This is a genomic window from Deinococcus fonticola (assembly GCF_004634215.1).
Lineage (GTDB): Bacteria > Deinococcota > Deinococci > Deinococcales > Deinococcaceae > Deinococcus > Deinococcus fonticola.
The window spans coordinates 1-17,408 of the sequence record NZ_SMMH01000006.1 but is presented as its reverse complement, the minus strand read 5'-3'; the positions used below and the strand labels follow the sequence as shown (position 1 = coordinate 17,408).

Sequence of the window (17,408 nt, the reverse complement as noted above, 5' to 3'; positions counted from 1 at the left end):
CTTCTTCTGTTCATTTCATCGCACGAGAACGACGCTTATGTGCTGGCCCCTCACGGTTCAGTTCAAGGCGCTCCGAACACCTGCGCCCAGTAGGTCGGAAAGAGGGTAGACGCCGTGCCGTTCGCCACCGACGCCCCGAACAGCTTCCAGCGGCTGTCCATCAGGTTCTCGCAGTGGGCAGGGCTGCGTAGCAGTTCGCTCACGGCGTCCTGCGGGGTCAGCATGCCGTAGGCGAGGTTCTCGCCGACCCCGCCCCGGAAGCCGGCGGCCTGGGCGCGTTGCCACGGTTCGCTGCCGGTCTGCGGGTTCACGTGGCCCCGGAAGTTCAGGCGAATCATGTCCTGCACGTGCCCCTGCGCCGCCACTTCCAGGCGCGAGTCCCAGCGCAGCGGCCCGGCGGCGTTCAGGCGCCTGTCGCCGCACGTCCTGGCCTGCGCCCGCGCGCGGTTGGTCAGGGTCAGGAATTCGGCCAGCCAGCGGGCCTTGTGTGTCAGGTCGACGCTGGCCTCCTGGGCCACGATGACCACCAGTTTCTGGCCGTCGGTGGACAGGCCGTACTGCCGCATGTCCCCCAGCTTGCTGCACTGCCCGGCCAGGGTGTTGGCTGCCCAGGTCGTGTTGCCGTGAAAGGTCAACTCCCACTCCTCGGCCCTGAACACCGCGAACTGCTGCGCTTTGATGGCCGGCTGCAACTCCTTGCCCAGCAGCACGTCGCGCGCCGCGCGGCTCAGGGCGTCATTCAGCGCCAGGGTGCGCCCACACTTCTTGAAAGCGCCCTGCACCACCGGCACCAGCGCATCGGCGTTCACAGCCTGGGCCGGTGCCGCCGGGCCGCCCAGGCTGAAGCCCAGCAGCAGGAGAAACGGCGTGAGAGAAAAGCGAAAAGACATCCAGGCCAGCGTAGTGCACCGCCTCTGACCGACGCCTGACCGAACTCACCATTGCCTGATAAGGGCCTGGGAACGGCCTGGCACATGCACCAGTCGAAAGGACACGGTGCTCGACGTCTCGACCTGCGCTCAGGCGGGTGAGGCTGCCCACTGGCCGACCAGCTGCACGTCTCCGGCGTGAATGGTGCTCTGTTCACCTGTTTCGTTCTGCACGATCAGGCCGCCCCCCGCGTCCAGGTCGAGGGCCGTGAAGAGCTGCGTTCCCTGCGGCGTGGTGACCTGCACGCGCTGACCCAGCGTGACGTTCCGGCTTCGCCAGGCATCCAGCACCTCACCAGGCGGGGCCACCAGCCAGCGTTCCAGCGCGGCCAGCACGTCCGACAGCACCCGGGCGCGGGACAGGCCCGGATTCCACTCGTTCAGGGCCGACGCGCCGGGCGGGGCGGTGGTCACGTTCACGCCGATGCCCAGCACGGCCCGCCGCACCTCCTCGCCGCGCAGATCGGCGTCCAGCAGAATGCCCGCCATCTTGCGGCCATCCGGCGAGAGCAGGTCGTTGGGCCACTTCAGGCCCCCCACGCCGCCGCTGGCCTCGTGCAGCGCCACGCCCGCCGCCAGCGGCATCAGCGCCAGTTCGGACAGCGAGAGTTCGGGCAGCGACGGTTCAGGGAGGCCCTGCCCCGCCGCTCCGCGCAGCAGCAGGCTGAAGGCCAGCGCGCCCTGCGCGGTATCCCAGGCCCGCCCGCGCCGGCCCCGCCCACCGGTCTGACGCTCGGCCACGTACACCGCCCCGTGCGGCGCGGGGTCTTGCGAGTCGTCGGCCCAGCGGCGAATCTCGTCCTGCGTGCTGCCCACCGTGCCCGCGTAGCGCCGCGCCCGCCCGAACTGTCCCCGGATCTCCAGCAGTTGCGGCGCGGGCGTTCCCGGCAGCAGTGCGTACCCGCCGCGCGAGATGAGGAGCGGCACACCGTCCTCGATCAGTTTGCGCGCCAGGGTGTTCACGGTCACGCGCCCCACGCCCAGCGCGGCCCCCAGGGCGTCTCCCGATTGCGGTTCCGAAGTCAGCAGTGGCAGCAGGCGTTGCGGCATAACAGCTTCAAGTCTGCGGCCTGGCGGTGCTTCCTGTCACCATTCCGTCAGATGCAGCCTTTAAAATCCGGGAAGCAGTGCTAGGCTGCCAGGGGTTAGGGAGAACGCAATGACGATGGTCAGGCAGACAAAACAGCGTGCAGCGGTCATCGAGGTGCTTCAGGCCTCGCGGGCGCACCCGGACGCCGCGCAGGTTCACGCTCAGGTCAGGGAAAAACTGCCCAGCGTCAGCCTCGGCACGGTGTACCGCGCGCTGGACGCCCTGGTGCGCGACGGCATGGTGACACCCATCGAGCGCGTCGGGCAGGCCACCCGCTACGACTACCGCCGCGAGGGCGACGACCACCACCACGCCGTGTGCCGCACCTGCGGCGCCATTTTCGACGTTCCGGTGAGTTCGGTGCCGCCCATTCCGCACGCGCACCTGCCTGCCGGGTTTCAGGTCACCGACGTGCGCCTGGAATTTATGGGCGTCTGCCCCAGCTGCGCCAGAAACTGACGCGGCCGACGCCTCCGGTTTGAACCGCGCCTGCAAATGGGCGCGGTTTTTGCGGGCGGCAGGGTACGCTGAGGCATGTCGGCCCTGTTCATACTGCTGGCTCTGGTGCTGGCTGTGGTGGCATTTGTGCGTTCCCAAACAGCGCAGGCGCGGGCACAGGACGCCGAGCGCAAGGCGAACCTGCTGCGCGAGGAGTTGCTGGAACTGCGGGCCACGCTCAACCTGCCGCCTTCCGTGCGGCTGGGCGAGGAAGCGCGCCCCGCCGCGTCGGTGCCACCGCCGCAGGCCGCGCCCGGTGCGGGGCAGGAAAGGCCCACCCCTTCCCCCGATGTCCCGGCTGCGCCGTCCTCGCCTCAAGCAGCTCCCGTGTTCCAGCCGCGTTCCCCGTGGCCGGAAGACCAGCCCGGCGCGGTGTTCCAGGCTGCGGCTCCCGGCGCTGCTGCATCCTTACCTGCTGCTGCCTCCCCCAGGGCGCCGATGCTGACCACGCCGGCGGCCCACGTGCCAGCTCAGTCGTCACTGTGGGGGCCGGAATATAGCCGCGCCCGCATCAGCGTGTTCGGCGGGGCGCTGGTGCTGGGCGGGCTGGCCTTTACCCTGCGGGCGCTGGGGTGGCCCGCCTGGACGCTTCTGCTGGCGGTCTTCGCCTTCGGGGCGGTGCTGTACGGCACAGCCCGGCTGGTGCCGTGGCCTGTTTCGGGCGCGCTGCGCGGCCTGGGCTACGGCGTCAGTGCGCTGGGGCTGGGCAGCCTGGCGCAGAAATTCCCGCAGGAGGGGGGGCCGGCGATCATCCTGCTGGGCCTGCTGCTGCTGAGTGCCGCCCTTACCTGGGACGGTCTGCGGCGGCGCGAACCGCTGCTGGGCGTCATGGCGCTGGGAGGGGCCAGCCTCAGTGTGTGGATGCTGGCCGACGACCTGAACCGCCTGTCCATTCCGGCGGCCGGCGCCGTCTTTGTGCTCTCGGCCGCGGCGCTGCTGGGCGCACGGCCTTCCCTGAAAGACAGCGCCGCTGCCAACGCTTCCCAGGAAGATGATCTGGAAGGGCCGGACAACCCGCAGGCCTGGCGGGCGGCGCTGACCCTGACGCTGACCCTGACCGGGCTGCTGCCGCTGGGCTGGCTGGTGGCGGCCGTCAGCCACGTCCTGCCGCGGCTGGATCTGTCCACGCTGGACGCTGGCGATCTGTTCAGCCGCGCCGTGCTGACCCGCGCCCTGCACCTGAACACTGAACCTGTGCTGGGGATGGCCCTGTGGGTAGGGTTCTCATTGCTGGCACTTCTGCCGGTGCTGACCCTGCTGCGCTCCACCGCCGGGGTGCCCGACGCGGACGACGTTCAGGACAGTGCGGTGCGCCTGGCGGCCGTGTGGGCCAGCGTGACCCCGCAGGCGCTGGTGGGCCTGGCGCTGGGACTTGCACTCAGCCGGCATCCTGGGTTTCAGACCGTTCTGGCGCCGGGCGTCTTTAACCTGCTGGTGCTGGCCGGGGCGGCCTGGTGGGGCTGGCGGCACCACCGCCACACCCCGCGCGACCCGGAAGACACGCTGGCCGGCACCCTGGCCAGCAGCCTGACCGCCGGAGCGACGGGCCTGGCCGCGGCCCTCCTGGTTGCCCTGCTGGGCGCCCGCACCGAACCCGCCGCCCTGGCCGGACTGGCCCTGACGGTGCTGGTCATCGGCCTGCACGGCCACAGCCGGCTGTGGGTGTGGCTGGGCGCCCTGGCCCTGGCCGGCACCGCCCTGTGGGGGCTGGGCACACCGGGCCTGGCGCCACCGTGGGCCCCATTTCTACAGGCCCTCCCGGCGCTGATCGCAGTGGTCGGCGCGCTGCGGGCCGCTTTCTGGCAGGCGCGTCACCGCCAGACGCCTGATCTGGCATGGCTGGCCGGTCTCGGCGGGGGGGCCGCACTGCTGGGGCTGTCCAGCGGCCCGGTCTGGCCCGTGCTGGGCGCCGTTCTGGGGCTGGCCGCCCTGCTGTGGCTCACGCAGCGCACCGCGCACCTGTTCAGGCCCGTGCAGAACACCCTCTACTGGGCCGCGCTGCCGGGCCTGCTGGTGGGCAGCGTGTCGCTGCTAGGTGCCGTGGACACCCGCCCGGAGCGCCTGGCCCTGCTGCTGGGCGCCGTGCTGGCCGCTTTAGTGGCCCTGCTGACCGCCCATAACGCTCGGACGGGGCAGGCGCTTGTGGAGGGGGTGGCGTTGGCCCTCCTGACCTTCGCGCTGGCGCTGCTGCCCGATGGCAACGCGCCGCACCTTGCCCTGGCCTGCGCCCTGGTGGCCCTGCTGGCGGCCGGGCTGCCCCTGAAACTCGCTGGTCAGCGCGTGCCCGCCTTGCTGGTTCTAGGCGCAGTCGCCGCCATCCTCAGCCACGTCGCCTGGATCTTCCCGCAAGGTGTTCCGCGCGTCATCGAGTGGCTGGGCACCTGGGCCCTCCTGCTGGTGGGCTGGCTCACGCTGGACAGCACCGGCCGCGACTGGCTCGCTTCCCGGCTTCCCGCCTCCTCGGCCACCGCCCTGCGCCAGCTTCCAGGGCTCACTTCCGCGCAGCAGACCTGGTGGTTCGGCTTTTTCCTGGCCCTGGCCGTCAGCGCGGGGCTGTTCGTGTGGCCGGCCATGCACGAGTGGTGGCTGCTGGCGGGCAGCACCGCCGCCATGCTGATGGGCATCAGCGCCTGTGTCCGGGCGGCCCGTCTGGATGGTGATCTGGACGCCCGCGCCCACTGGACAGCCGGGCTGTGGCTGGTCAGCCTCGCCGGCCTGAAAGGCGCCACCCTGGACGCCCTGAACTTCAGTAATCCCCGCGCCGTCGCTGGCCTCGCCGTCCTTGTCACCGGCCTCAGCCTGCTGCTGCTGGCCGTCCTGGCCCCCCGCCCCAACATGAGGAACAAAGGGGCCGACGAGTCGCCAGAAACCAGCGCCACCTGAGCCTGGAGTCGAACGGTCGAGAGCGAGCCTGACTGGACAGTTCGATTTGCCGGCCGCTGTTCCTCCCGGCCGCTGGCGGCATCCGTCCCGCTGACCAGGCGGTAAGCTGCGGGGCGTGTCTGGTTCTTCGCCGTCTGTGGATAACGTGCCCGCTTTTGAAACGAAACATTTCCTGCCGGGGCTGCTGGCGGGCTGGGCTGTGGGAGCGGCGCTGGTGCTGCTGGTGCGCCTGCTGGGGGGCGCAGCTTTAACCGATCCGTGCCGGGGGCATACGCTGCTGGCCCTGCTGATGCCGCTGCTGCTGGGGCCGGGCGGGCTGGCGTTCGCGGCCATCAACTGGCGCAGGCCGCGCGTGTCGGCGCTGGGGCTGGGCTTCATGGTGGCCTCGCTGTTTCCGGCCCTGTACCTGGGCGTGCAGGATATCGGGAAGTTGCGGCATAACGGGTGCGCGGGCGGATACGTGGTGATCGCGGAGCCGGGCGGCAAGTCCATTTCCACCCTGACGGTGGGCGGCGGCGAGACGAAGGAATTGACCGGGCGTCTGGGCGGGTACACGCCCCAGAGCCACCCCGGCACCTTCACCCTGAGCGCGCAGAGCACCACGCCGGACGTGACCGTCACCCTGCCGAAAACGCGGGTGCTGGTGGGCGAGGAATTCCCCATCCGCGTCACCGCGAAAAAAGGCACACCCATCAACACGTACACCGGCGGGATCAACGCTGCAGGCCAGAAGAACGGCAAGGAAGTCACTGCCAGCGGCACCTTCGGTATCAAGGTCAATCCGTAAGGTGGCGGCGTGAGGCGGGTCACTGCCTGACCGGAGCGCGGGGGCTACACTGAACGGGTGAACGGGTCAGGGGTCGGCGGGAAGCGGTGGATGGAGAAAAAGCCTTGGCTGAGGGGTCTTTTTCTCCATCCCACCCCCCATAACCCACAGCCCACGCCAGGGGGGCGCCCATGAGCGCCATTTATCAGCGTGCGCGTCCGATTCGCTGGGAGGACATCGTCGGTCAGGAGCACGTGAAGGATGTGCTGCGGGCGGCCCTCTCGCAGGGGCGGGTGGGCCACGCCTACCTGTTCTCCGGGCCACGCGGGGTGGGGAAGACCACCACCGCCCGCCTGATCGCCATGACGGCCAACTGCCTGTCGGACGGCCCCAAACCGTGTGGCGAGTGCGAGAGTTGCCTGGCCGTGCGGGCAGGCAGCCACCCGGACGTCCTGGAGATCGACGCGGCCAGCAACAACAGCGTCGACGATGTGCGCGACCTGCGCGAGAAAGTGGGCCTGGCGGCCATGCGCGGCGGAAAAAAAATCTACATTCTGGACGAAGCCCACATGATGTCCCGCGCAGCCTTCAACGCCCTCCTCAAGACGCTGGAGGAACCGCCCGGTCACGTGATCTTCATTCTGGCGACGACCGAGCCGGAGAAGATCATCCCCACCATCCTCTCACGCTGCCAGCACTACCGCTTTCGCCGCCTGACCCCCGAGGAAATCGCGGGGAAACTGGCGGGCCTGGCCGACAAAGAGGGCGTGACCGCCGACGCCGACGCCCTGAACCTGATCGGCCGCCTGGCCGACGGGGCCATGCGTGACGGCGAGAGCCTGCTGGAACGCATGCTGGCCGCCGGCACCGCTATTACCCGCGCCAGCGTCGAGGAAGCGCTGGGCCTGCCGCCCGGCGAGCGTGTGCGTGGCATCGCGGGCGCCCTGGTGGTGGGTGACGCGGGCGCGGCCCTGTCCGGGGCGGCGGGCCTGTACCGCGACGGGTTCGCGGCCCGCACGGTGGTGGAAGGCCTGGTGGCCGCCTTTGGCGCGGCCCTGCACGCTGAACTGGGCCTGGGAGAAGAGGGCCGCCTGGAAGGCGCGGACGTTCCCCGCCTGCTGAAACTGCAGGCGGCGCTGGACGAGCAGGAGAGCCGTTTTGCCCGCAGCGCCGACCAGCAGAGCCTGGAGTTGAGCCTGACCCATGCCCTGCTGGCCGCCGACGCCGTGAGCAGCAGTGGACATCACGCGCCGACGTCGGCAGGCGCGGCCGTTCCCGCCGATCTGCTTCAGCGCCTGAACCGCCTGGAAAAAGAACTGGCCACACTCCGTCAGGGGGGCAGACCCGCACCGGCTGGCCCCGCCGTGGCCGACTTCGACCCCGCCGGGCGGCGCAGCGGTGGCGCCAGTGGCCCTGGCCCCACGCCGGTGCGTGAAGCGGTAGCGCAGGCGACCGAGGGCATGGTTCCGGCGGCGCCCCTGCAGGGCAGCTGGGCAGATGTGGTGCGGCAGGCCAGCATGCAGGTCAAGGCGTACCTGAAGCCCGCCCGTCAGCACGCCGAACCCGGTTACGTGAGCCTCACCTACGATGACCGCAACAAATTCCACGCCAGGCAACTGGCCGGAAAGTTCGACGACGTGGCGAAACTGGTGCTCAAGGTGTTCGGCCCAGTCACCTTCGAGCTGGTGGCCCCCGACAACCTGGGGCGCCGGCAAAACCTGGGCGGCCCAGGAGGCGCGGGGGGAGGGGGCGGCACCCCTGCCCCCGCACCGACACCCGCCCCTCCACCTGCTCCAGTCGCTGCCCGGCGACCGGTCGAGGCCGCAGCGCCCGTGGGGGAGGCCGTGCCGGACTTCGACCCGGCCCCCCGCCGCGCCGCTTCTCCCCGGCCCGCACCCGCCAGTTCGGTGCCAGTCGGCCACACTCCAAACCTTGACGCTGCCGCGCCGGCTCCAGCCGGTCTGCCGCCCAAACGGCCCGCGGTTGCCACGCTGGAACGGCCCAGCGCCGGCACACCCGACTTCCCGGAACTGGATTTGCCTTTCGGCGACGCCCCGGAGCAGCGCGTGCCGCCCCACAGCCCGGACGACGTGGCCCCCGCGCCGCTGCCGGATCTTCCGCCCGCCCCGTGGGACGCGGAAACACCTGCCGACCCGCCCCCGGCTCCGGCAGACGCGCAGGGTGGAGACCGCATCGCGCCTCCCACCACGACCCGCGAACTGTACGTGGTGGAAGCCATCACCGAGGAACCCGACTGGGGGGACATCGGCGGAGGCCTTCAGGAGGCCGGGCCACCCTCGCTGGACGACGCGCCCTTCGCGGAGTACAGCGCCCCCCGCCCCCCGCCCCAGACCCGCCCGGCTTCCGCCCCCCAGCATGCGCCCGCCGCGCCGTCCAGACCCGGCGACATTCGCGCCCACCCGCTCTACGACGAAGTGAAAAGCCGCTTCTCTGGGCGCGTCCGCGAAATCGGAAAGAACCGCAACTACCAGCCCCCCGAAACCGACGACGCCAGCTCAGAAGAGGCTGAGGGCACAGAGGCTGAAGCCTGAACGGTAATGGACTGTGACGAGTAGGCAAGCCAGTCGCGCCAGGTTTTTCATTTGTTTGTGAATCAGGTGGGTTAGTCTGCCGCCTGACCCTATGACCCGTGTTTCCTTGCGCCGCGCTTTCATTTTGACGTTGCTTCTCGCCGTGAACCCCGGCGCTGCGGCGCAGGATTCCACGAAACCGGAAACGCTGCCCGCCCCACCGCCACTGAATCTGCCCGCTGTTCCGGTGCCCGCAGGTTCGGGGTTCACACCCGCTGCCCCGCTTCCTGCCACGCCTGCGCCTGCTGCACCTGCGCTGCCGCCTGTTCCTCAGGCGCCGGCCCCCCAGTTGGCGCCGGGGGTGCCGCCCGTGGCGGTGCGCGGCCTGTGGGTGGACGCCTTCGGCGCGGGGTTAAAGAACCGCGTGCAGGTCAGGCAGGTGGTGGAAGACGCCACCCGGATGGGCGTGAACGTGCTGTTCGTGCAGGCCATTCGGCGCGGGGACTGCCTGTGCCTGAAAAGCGGCCTGCCAGCCATTACCGACGCGGATTTCGAGAGAAATTTCGACCCGCTGGCGCTGGTGACGCGCCTGGCCCACGAGAAAGGCATTCGCGTGATCGCCTGGGCGAGTGTCACCGGCATCGCCAATGTGGCTTCGCCCAGCACCAACCCGAAACACGTGATGCGTACCAACGGCCCGAACTCCAGGGACTCCTGGCTGGCCCGCCGCAGTGACGGCAGCTGGCAGGAAGGCAGTGACGGCTGGCTGGACGCGGGTATTCCCGCCGCCGCCGAGTACGCCGCCACCGCCGTGGCAAACCTGGTGAAAAACTACGATGTGGACGGCGTGCAACTTGACCGCATCCGTTACCCGGACGGCGGCGACTGGGGGTACGACCCCAAAACAGTGGCCCGCTTCAACGCCGAAACGGGCACGAAAGGCCGCCCGCTGCCGGCTGACCCGCAGTGGCAGCAGTGGAAACGCGAGCAGGTCACGGCCCTGGTGCGCCGCATCGCGCTGGAGGTCAAGAGCGTGCGCCCCAGCGCCTGGATGACGGCCGCCACCATCACCTACGGGAACGCGCCCCGGCCCCTCGAACCGGGCAGCTTCCGCCTCTCGCGTCCGTACACCGACGTGATGCAGGACTGGCCCACCTGGATTTACCAGGGCCTGATCGACCTGAACGTGCCCATGAACTACAAGCGCGACACCGTGGCCGATCAGGGCGTGTGGTTCAACAACTGGAATTCCTTTGCCAGCAGCGTGCGCACCCGCGCCGATGGGCAGGTCACGCCGCTGGCGGTGGGCACGGCGCTGTACCTGAACAGCCCCGAGGTCACCGCCTCGCAGGCCAACCGCAGTGTGGCGGCGGGCCTGGGGTGGGTGGGGTATTCGTACCGCGTGCCGACCCTGGCCACCTACAACAACACGCAGTCCCAGCCGCAGGGCCTGACCTCGGTCATGAAGCTGCTGACGGCTCCGGGCGGTGTGCTGAGCGGCACCACCCGCTGGCAGGAGGCACCCCCGCTGGCCCGTGGCCTGATGGGGCGCGTGGTGGGTGTTCCCTGGCCGGGCGGGCGCAGCGTGGAAGTGTGGCAGAACGGCCAGGTGGTCGCGCAGGGCCTCACGGACGGCAACGGCTACTACGGCTTCCTGACCCTGCCGGCCGGCAGAACCGAGGTGCGCATAGGTGACCGCCGCTGGACTGACACGGTGCCGGAAAGTGGCCTGAGGCGCCTGCCCAACCTGCTTCTGCGCGACACACAGCCCGCCGCAACCTCGGGTCGGCCTAGCGCCCCAGGATCGGCCAGCCCGGCGCAGACTCCCAACGTGCCGACCCCGCCCCGCCGGTGATGCGGCCGGTAACGCTGCCGCTACACTGCGGGCATGAGCCCCCCCTCCCTTCCCCATGACGCCATTACCCGGGACGAACTGTGGCAGACCCTGGGCCGCCTGAGCAGCGGGGTGTGCATCCTGACCGCCACGCACGATGGTGGGCACCGCGGCATGACGGCCAGCGCCGTGATTGGCCTCAGTCACGAGCCGCCCACGCTGGGGGTCGCTGTCAGGCACGACCGGAAAATGCACGCGCTGCTCTCCCGGCCCGAGGTCACCCATTTCGGCCTGAACGTCCTGAGCAGCACGCAAAAAAAGCTCAGTGAACACTTTGCCGGAAAACCTGATCCGGCCCTGCCCCTGGCCTGGTTCGAGCATGAGGGCCTGCCGCTGCTGGGCGGCACCATCGCGCAGATCGTGTGCCGCAAGGATCAGGCCCTGACCTTCAGCGACCACACCCTGTTTACCGGCTTGATCGAGTACACGCGCTTCACCGACGACGACCCGCTTGTGTACTTCCGGGGTCAGTACCACGAACTCGGTTAGAACATTTGACAAAAGAACGCCATGATTTTTGTCCGAGCAGCGCGAGTGAATTAAGACGAGCAGAACGAAGAATGGGGCGCTCTGGGGGGCCCTTCCTAGAGCGCATAATTCGGAGAACTGCTCTGAAGACTGCGGGCAGGTGGTGGGCCGCGCTTGGCATAATGCCCGCATGTCCAGTGACGCCGTGCAACTGCTGATCGCCTTTCTGCTGGCGGGTCTGACGTTGCTGGTGGGCTTCCCGATGCAGGTTGCGCCGGGCCGCGCAGTGGACGCGCTGGACGCCTTTTTGCTGGTCATGTCGCTGGTCAACCTGCGCCTGGCCTGGAATGCCGCAAACAGCCTCAACGGTGGCAAAGCCCCGGCGTGGTTCGTGGGGGCGGGTTTGCTGCTGGCGGCCCTGATCGCCTACGGCATGATTCAGGCCCTGACGCTCCGTTGAAGAGGCAGAATCTTGTGCCCTTTCCCCGGCGAAGGTGAGAACAGCAGAACAGAATGGCTTCCTATTCTCTTCTTTTAAGCCGGGTTACCTGTACTCGACCAGCAGCGGCAGGTGGTCGCTGCCCACACCTGGCAACACCGTTGCCCGCACCGGTTGCAAGTCGCGCGTGAACTGGTGGTCGATGCGTAATTTCAGGCTGGGGAATGTCCAGCCCGGCCCGCGCCCCGCCGCGTCGTGCGCGTCACGCCCGAAAATGTCCCGCAAGCGCCGGTAGATCACGCCCCGGGGCGGCGTGTTGAGGTCGCCTCCCAGCAGCACCGCGCCGTCCACCTGTAGGGCGATAGAGCGCAGCACCCCCACCTGCTCCGTGCGGGCGTCGCGGGTTCGCCGCACGCGCTGAAGGTCTCCCTGCAACACCGGCGAGAGCATGACCGTACCCAGGTGCGCGTTCACGATGGTCAGCGGTTTGTCCTGCCATTTCAGGTGGGTCACCAACACTTCACGCCGGTTTTGCGGCAGGTCGAAGGTCTGGGTCTTTATTACTGGCAAGCGCGTCAGGGTACTGACTTCCGCGGCGCTCGACAGGCTGTATTCCGGCAGGTCGGCGGCCAGCCTGGTCACGAAATTCGGGTCGTAAAAATTGGCTTCCTGAAGCAGGATGATGTCGGCCCCGATCTGGCGCAGCGCCAGCGCCAGGGTGTCCGGGTTGGTCCTCGTGCCGCGGGCCACGTTGTAAGTCAGAACCTTCAAATTTCCAGCCGACTGCGCCCGCCAGTGAAACAAGCCGGCACCCCAGGCGGCCAGCAGCGTCGCCAGCAGCGCCCACCCCACCTTGCGGCGGCGCACCAGCACCCACAGCCACACCAGCGGGGCGGGCAGCAGCCACAACAGCGGTGGGGCGTAGGCCAGCAGCAGGGTCGGCACGGTTCGCTCGCCCACGAACTCGCCCAGCACCCACACCAGCAGCACGAAAGCCAGGTAAGCCAGCGCGAGGTTCGAGGGCAGGCGACGCAGCGGCACGCCCCGTAGCATTCCACATTTCAGCGCAGCCGGTGCGGCGAAACGAATAGCCGTCGCTCACCTTTGCTGCGCCCCTGCGCCTATCGGGGTAGTGGAGTGGGCATCTTTGCAGGGTCGGCTTTGGCCTGTCGGGGCAGGCGGCCTCAAACGACGGCTGGCGGCGGGGAGGCGCCTTTATAGCAGGTCTTTTTTCACGTTATCCTGTTCCTTATAAACGAACAGACAGGCCTCAAGTGCGGCACAGACCCAGGCGCTATAAACGTGACCATACACACCAAACGAACGTTTGTTCCAAAAAAAGGAGACCGCCCATGCAGCCAGTGAACCGGTTGGCCGGATTCAGGAAGGCCCTGACCACCCCGCGCCCTAAGGAGAGGAAATGCAGTTCCTGAACGACCTGAAACAGATTTTTGATCCGTCCATCTTCCCGGTGCTGGCGGCCGACGGCCTGACGAACGGCGCGGTATACGCGCTGCTGGCGCTGGCGCTGGTGCTGGTCTTCAGTGTTACGCGCGTCATTTTCATTCCCATCGGGGAGTTCGTGGTGTTCGGCACGCTGACGCTGGCCGCCCTGCAAGCCGCCAAAACCCCCGGCACCCTGAACCTGGTGCTGTTCCTGCTGGCGCTGGCCGCCGTGATGCAGGCCTTTAGCCTCATCCGCTCCGGACGCAGCACCCAGGCCCTGACCACGCTGGGCAGCGCCGCTCTGGCCGGCGGAGCGCTGTGGTTCCTGATCCGCGCCGTGGCCCCCCTGAACCTGCCGCTGTGGATGGACACGCTGCTGACCATGCTGCTTATTGCTCCGCTGGGGCCGCTGCTGTACCGCGTGGTGTACCAGCCGCTTCAGAACGCCACGGTGCTGGTGCTGCTGATCGCCTCGGTTGCGCTGCACATGGTGCTCACGGGGCTGGCACTGGCCTTCTTCGGCCCGGAAGGTTCGCGTACCCCGCCCTTCCTGCCCGGCGACCTGAAACTGGGGCAGGTCACGCTGACGCAGCAGAGCCTGCTGGTCATCCTGGCGTCCGCCCTGCTGATGCTGGGCCTCGCGGCCTTCTTCGAGCGCACCATGGCCGGAAAAGCCCTGCGGGCCACCGCCGTGAATCGCCTGGGCGCCCGCATCGTCGGTATCAGCCCCACCGCCGCTGGCTCCCTGACCTTCCTGCTGGCCGCCATCATCGCCGGGATGGGCGGCATGCTGATCGGGCCAAGCGTGGCCCTGGGGTACGACAGCGGCTTCCTGATCGGCCTGAAAGGCTTCATCGGCGCCATCATCGGCGGACTGGTCAGCTTTCCGCTGGCCGCCGGCGGCGCGATCCTGGTGGGACTCATCGAGAGTTTCGCCAGTTTCAGTTATTCCGCCTGGAAGGAAGTGATCGTGTTCACGCTGATCCTGCCTGTGCTGCTGTGGCGTTCCCTGATGACCAAGCACATCCCGGAGGATGAAGAATGAAAAAAATCCCGATGGATGCGAGTGGAAAGGAAGGCGGGGCCGCATGATCAGCCGCGCTGTTTCCTCCAACCCGCCGCGGTTTACCCCGCGCGTCATGCTGGGCGCCGGCCTGTTCGTCCTGGCACTGGTGCTGCCGCTGATCCTGCCTCTTTTCAAAGTCACGGTGATGACCAACATCATGATCTTCGCCATAGTCGCCATCGGGTTGGTGCTGCTCACCGGCGTGATCGGCCTGACCTCGTTCGGGCACGCGGCCTTCATGGGTGTGGGCGCTTACGCCACCGCGCTGATCAGCACCAAATACGGCCTGAGCCCCTGGATCGGTCTGCCGGTGGGGCTGCTCGCCACGGCGCTCGTCGCCTGGACGCTGGGCCTCGTCACCCTGCGCATGTCGGGGCATTACCTGCCGCTCGCCACGATTGCCTGGGGCATGAGTCTCTTTTACATTTTCGGGAACACGCCCGCGCTGGGCGGATTTACCGGGATCACGGACATCCCGCCCATCTCCATTTTCGGGACTCCGCTCACGTCGCCGCGCCAGTACGCTTACCTGACCCTGTTTTTCCTGGCCATCGTGATGACCCTGACCGCCTTCCTGTTGCAAAGCCGGGTGGGCCGCGCCATGCGGGCCCTGCGCGGCGGCCCCGTCGTCGCTGAAGCGTTCGGCGTGAACAACTTCCGTATGAAAGTCGAGGTGTTCGTGGTATCGGCCGTGTTCGCCTCGCTGGCCGGGTGGTTGTACGCGCACAGTCAGCGTTTCGTGAACCCCACGCCCTTCAGCGTGTCCGAGGGCATCAATTACCTGTTCATGGCGGTGGTGGGCGGCATCAACTACATTCTGGGCGGCATCTTCGGCGCAACCCTCATCACGCAGCTCCGCGAGTGGTTGCAGGACTGGCTGCCGAAACTGCTGAAGGCGCAGGGGAACTTCGAGACCATCGTCTTCGGCATCCTCGTGATCCTGACCCTGCAATTTGCGCGTCGTGGGCTGTGGCCGCTGATCGAGCGGTTTCTGCCGCAAGACCGCATTCGTATTCTTCCGCAGGACTCGCACCTGCCCGAACGCCCCAAACCCGCGCCCGGCACGCCTTTGCTCAGCGTCCGCAACGCTCTGAAGCAGTTCGGTGGCCTGAAGGCGGTGAACGACGTGTCCTTCGATCTGCACGCCGGAGAAATCCTGGGCCTGATCGGGCCGAACGGTGCGGGCAAGAGCACCATGTTCAACCTGGTAACCGGCGTGAACCCCGCCACTTCCGGGCAAATTACCTTTGGCGGCAAGGAGATCGGGCAGGCCGATGCCGGCACCATTCACCGCCTGGGGATGGCCCGCACCTTCCAGCACGTTCACCTGCTGCCGGATCTGACCCTGCTGGAAAACACCATGATGGGCGGCTACGCCCGCGCCAAAGCCGGGTTGTTCCAGAGCATGCTGCACCTGGAACGGGCTGAGGAAGCGGCCCTACAACACGAGGCCCTGAAGCAACTGGAGCGTGTGGGGCTGGGCGATCAGGCGTTCGAACTGGCTGGGAACCTGGCGCTGGGTCAGCAGCGCATTCTGGAGGTGGCCCGCGCCCTGGTCGCTGACCCCACGCTGCTGCTGCTGGATGAACCCGCCGCCGGCCTGCGCTACGGCGAGAAGCAGGAACTGTCCGCCCTGCTGAAACGTTTGCGGGACGAGGGCGTGACCATATTGATCGTCGAACACGACATGGATCTGGTCATGAACCTCGTGGATCGCCTGGTCGTGATGAATTACGGCCAGAAACTCGCGGAAGGCACCCCTGCCGAAATTCGCCAGAACAAGGACGTGCGCGAAGCGTACCTGGGGGTCGACATGACCGAGGACAGTGCTGTTGCAGGGGGCGCCGCATGACCCCCAACCTGCTTGAAGTCGTTGACCTGCACACCCGTTACGGGCGGGTGGAAGCCCTCAGCGGCGTCAGCATCACCGTACCGCAGGGCCACATCGTCAGCGTGATCGGCGCGAATGGCGCGGGCAAAACCACCCTCATGAACTCGATCATGGGCGTGCTGCCTTCGCAGGGGCAGCTCCGGTATGGCGGCCACGACATCCAGAACATGAGCCTGGAAACCCGCGTGCAACAGGGTATCTGCCTGGTGCCGGAACGCCGCGACCTGTTCGCCAGCATGACGGTGGCCGACAACCTGATGCTCGGCGCCTACAGCCGCCGCAGCAAACCCTGGAAAGCGGATCTGGCGGATGTCTACCGCCGCTTTCCGCGCCTGCTGGAACGCCGTGCGCAACTTGCGGGTACGCTCTCGGGCGGGGAGCAGCAGATGCTCGCTATCGGCCGCGCCCTGATGGCTAAACCCAAGCTGCTGCTGCTGGACGAACCCAGTCTGGGGCTTGCTCCGCTGATCGTGCGCGACATTCTCTTGATGGTCAAGCACCTGCGCGACGAGGGGCTCACGGTACTTCTGGTCGAGCAGAACGCCCGCGCCAGCCTGGCCATCAGCGACGAGGCCTACGTATTGGAAACCGGGCAGGTCAAGATGAGCGGCCCCGCCGCCGAACTTGCCCGCAACGAGGAACTTTCCGCCAGTTATCTCGGCGGGTAATCCACCAAAAGGATAGGGCGGTGAAGTTGCATGACTTCACCGCCCTATCCTTTTGCCTCATCTGAAACACTGAAAACCACGTCAACGACAGCTTAAACCTAATGGTGGTCAATATCTCAAAAGGTCATCAAGAGGAAGCGCTTGACAGATCTCGAAGCAGGGCATATAGTTTCTGAGCCTCGAACGAGGCGAGACGCATGACAACCGAGAAGCGAAAGAGCAAGAAGAGCGAACCACACGGCGACTAAGCAAAGTTGTTGCCGTGATGAAATCGAAAGAAGGTCAAGATACTAAGGATCCACGGTGGATGCCCTGGCACTGGAACCGACGAAGGACGCGATTACCTGCGAAAAGCCCTGACGAGCTGGAGATACGCATTGACTCAGGGATGTCCGAATGGGGAAACCCACCCGTTTACGGGTACTCGAAAGAGAGGGAACGCGGAGAACTGAAACATCTAAGTACCCGCAGGAACAGAAAGAGAAATCGATTCCGTCAGTAGCGGCGAGCGAACCCGGATGAGCCCAAACCAGGGAGCTTGCTCCCTGGGGTTGTAGGACTCCAACAGAATGATTCATCCACTCCAGTCGAAGCCGCTGGAAAGCGGCACCACAGAGGGTGACAGTCCCGTAGATAAACGACTGGATGACGTTCGGAGCACCTGAGTAGGTCGTTGTTCGTGAAACGATGACTGAATCCACGCGGACCACCGCGTAAGGCTAAATATTCCCAGTGACCGATAGCGAATAGTACCGTGAGGGAACGGTGAAAAGAACCCCGGAAGGGGAGTGAAAGAGAACCTGAAACCGTGGATTTACAAGCAATCACCGCCCCATACG

At 67.3% G+C, this 17,408-nt stretch carries 13 protein-coding genes and 1 rRNA gene; 11 read left to right on the top strand and 3 right to left on the bottom strand.

Annotation, left to right across the window (positions count from 1 at the left end):
- Nucleotides 1-62 precede the first annotated feature (62 nt).
- The gene (locus tag E5Z01_RS05165; protein ID WP_135228391.1) at nt 63-890 is read right to left on the bottom strand and encodes a CAP domain-containing protein; all 828 of its coding nucleotides are present in this window, start codon (nt 888-890) and stop codon (nt 63-65) included.
- Nucleotides 891-1,019: 129 nt separating this feature from the next.
- Complete coding sequence (locus E5Z01_RS05160; RefSeq protein WP_135228390.1) at nt 1,020-1,979, bottom strand: biotin--[acetyl-CoA-carboxylase] ligase; 960 nt, start codon at nt 1,977-1,979, stop codon at nt 1,020-1,022.
- Nucleotides 1,980-2,088: 109 nt separating this feature from the next.
- Here E5Z01_RS05160 and E5Z01_RS05155 point away from each other — a divergent pair, with 109 nt between their 5' ends.
- The 7 genes from E5Z01_RS05155 to E5Z01_RS05120 all read left to right on the top strand — a co-directional run bounded on the left by E5Z01_RS05155 (nt 2,089) and on the right by E5Z01_RS05120 (nt 11,519).
- A complete protein-coding gene (locus E5Z01_RS05155; RefSeq protein WP_119763956.1) occupies nt 2,089-2,478 on the top strand; it encodes a Fur family transcriptional regulator in 390 nt (129 codons plus the stop codon).
- Between the two features lie 75 nt (nt 2,479-2,553).
- A complete protein-coding gene (locus E5Z01_RS05145) occupies nt 2,554-5,400 on the top strand; it encodes a hypothetical protein (protein ID WP_167757778.1) in 2,847 nt (948 codons plus the stop codon).
- Nucleotides 5,401-5,515: 115 nt separating this feature from the next.
- Complete coding sequence (locus tag E5Z01_RS05140; RefSeq protein WP_135228389.1) at nt 5,516-6,187, top strand: hypothetical protein; 672 nt, start codon at nt 5,516-5,518, stop codon at nt 6,185-6,187.
- Nucleotides 6,188-6,357: 170 nt separating this feature from the next.
- The gene (gene dnaX / locus E5Z01_RS05135) at nt 6,358-8,718 is read left to right on the top strand and encodes a DNA polymerase III subunit gamma/tau (protein ID WP_135228388.1); all 2,361 of its coding nucleotides are present in this window, start codon (nt 6,358-6,360) and stop codon (nt 8,716-8,718) included.
- A 91-nt stretch (nt 8,719-8,809) separates the two neighbouring features.
- Nucleotides 8,810-10,552, top strand: coding sequence for a glycoside hydrolase family 10-like protein (locus tag E5Z01_RS05130; protein ID WP_135228387.1), 1,743 nt, complete (start codon nt 8,810-8,812; stop codon nt 10,550-10,552).
- 33 nt (nt 10,553-10,585) lie between these two features.
- Nucleotides 10,586-11,080 carry a flavin reductase family protein gene (locus E5Z01_RS05125; RefSeq protein WP_135228386.1) on the top strand — a complete coding sequence of 165 codons (495 nt, stop codon included), beginning with the start codon at nt 10,586-10,588 and terminating at the stop codon, nt 11,078-11,080.
- 169 nt (nt 11,081-11,249) lie between these two features.
- Nucleotides 11,250-11,519: a hypothetical protein gene (locus E5Z01_RS05120; protein WP_135228385.1), complete on the top strand. Its 270-nt coding sequence runs from the start codon at nt 11,250-11,252 to the stop codon at nt 11,517-11,519.
- 84 nt (nt 11,520-11,603) lie between these two features.
- Here E5Z01_RS05120 and E5Z01_RS05115 read toward each other — a convergent pair whose 3' ends face one another.
- A complete protein-coding gene (locus tag E5Z01_RS05115; RefSeq protein WP_233554572.1) occupies nt 11,604-12,539 on the bottom strand; it encodes an endonuclease/exonuclease/phosphatase family protein in 936 nt (311 codons plus the stop codon).
- 379 nt (nt 12,540-12,918) lie between these two features.
- On the opposite strand from E5Z01_RS05115, the gene E5Z01_RS05110 reads away from it, so the two are divergent.
- The 4 genes from E5Z01_RS05110 to E5Z01_RS05095 all read left to right on the top strand — a co-directional run.
- Nucleotides 12,919-13,989: a branched-chain amino acid ABC transporter permease gene (locus E5Z01_RS05110; RefSeq protein ID WP_135228384.1), complete on the top strand. Its 1,071-nt coding sequence runs from the start codon at nt 12,919-12,921 to the stop codon at nt 13,987-13,989.
- Nucleotides 13,990-14,032: 43 nt separating this feature from the next.
- Nucleotides 14,033-15,862 (top strand): branched-chain amino acid ABC transporter ATP-binding protein/permease, encoded by a 1,830-nt coding sequence (locus tag E5Z01_RS05105; RefSeq protein ID WP_119763943.1) that lies wholly within the window; start codon nt 14,033-14,035, stop codon nt 15,860-15,862.
- Nucleotides 15,859-16,569, top strand: a complete 711-nt coding sequence (locus tag E5Z01_RS05100) for an ABC transporter ATP-binding protein (RefSeq protein WP_135228383.1) — start codon at nt 15,859-15,861, stop codon at nt 16,567-16,569. The genes E5Z01_RS05105 and E5Z01_RS05100 overlap by 4 nt, the downstream gene beginning before the upstream one ends.
- A 280-nt stretch (nt 16,570-16,849) precedes the next feature.
- A 23S ribosomal RNA gene (locus E5Z01_RS05095) occupies nt 16,850-17,408 on the top strand; the annotation flags it as partial.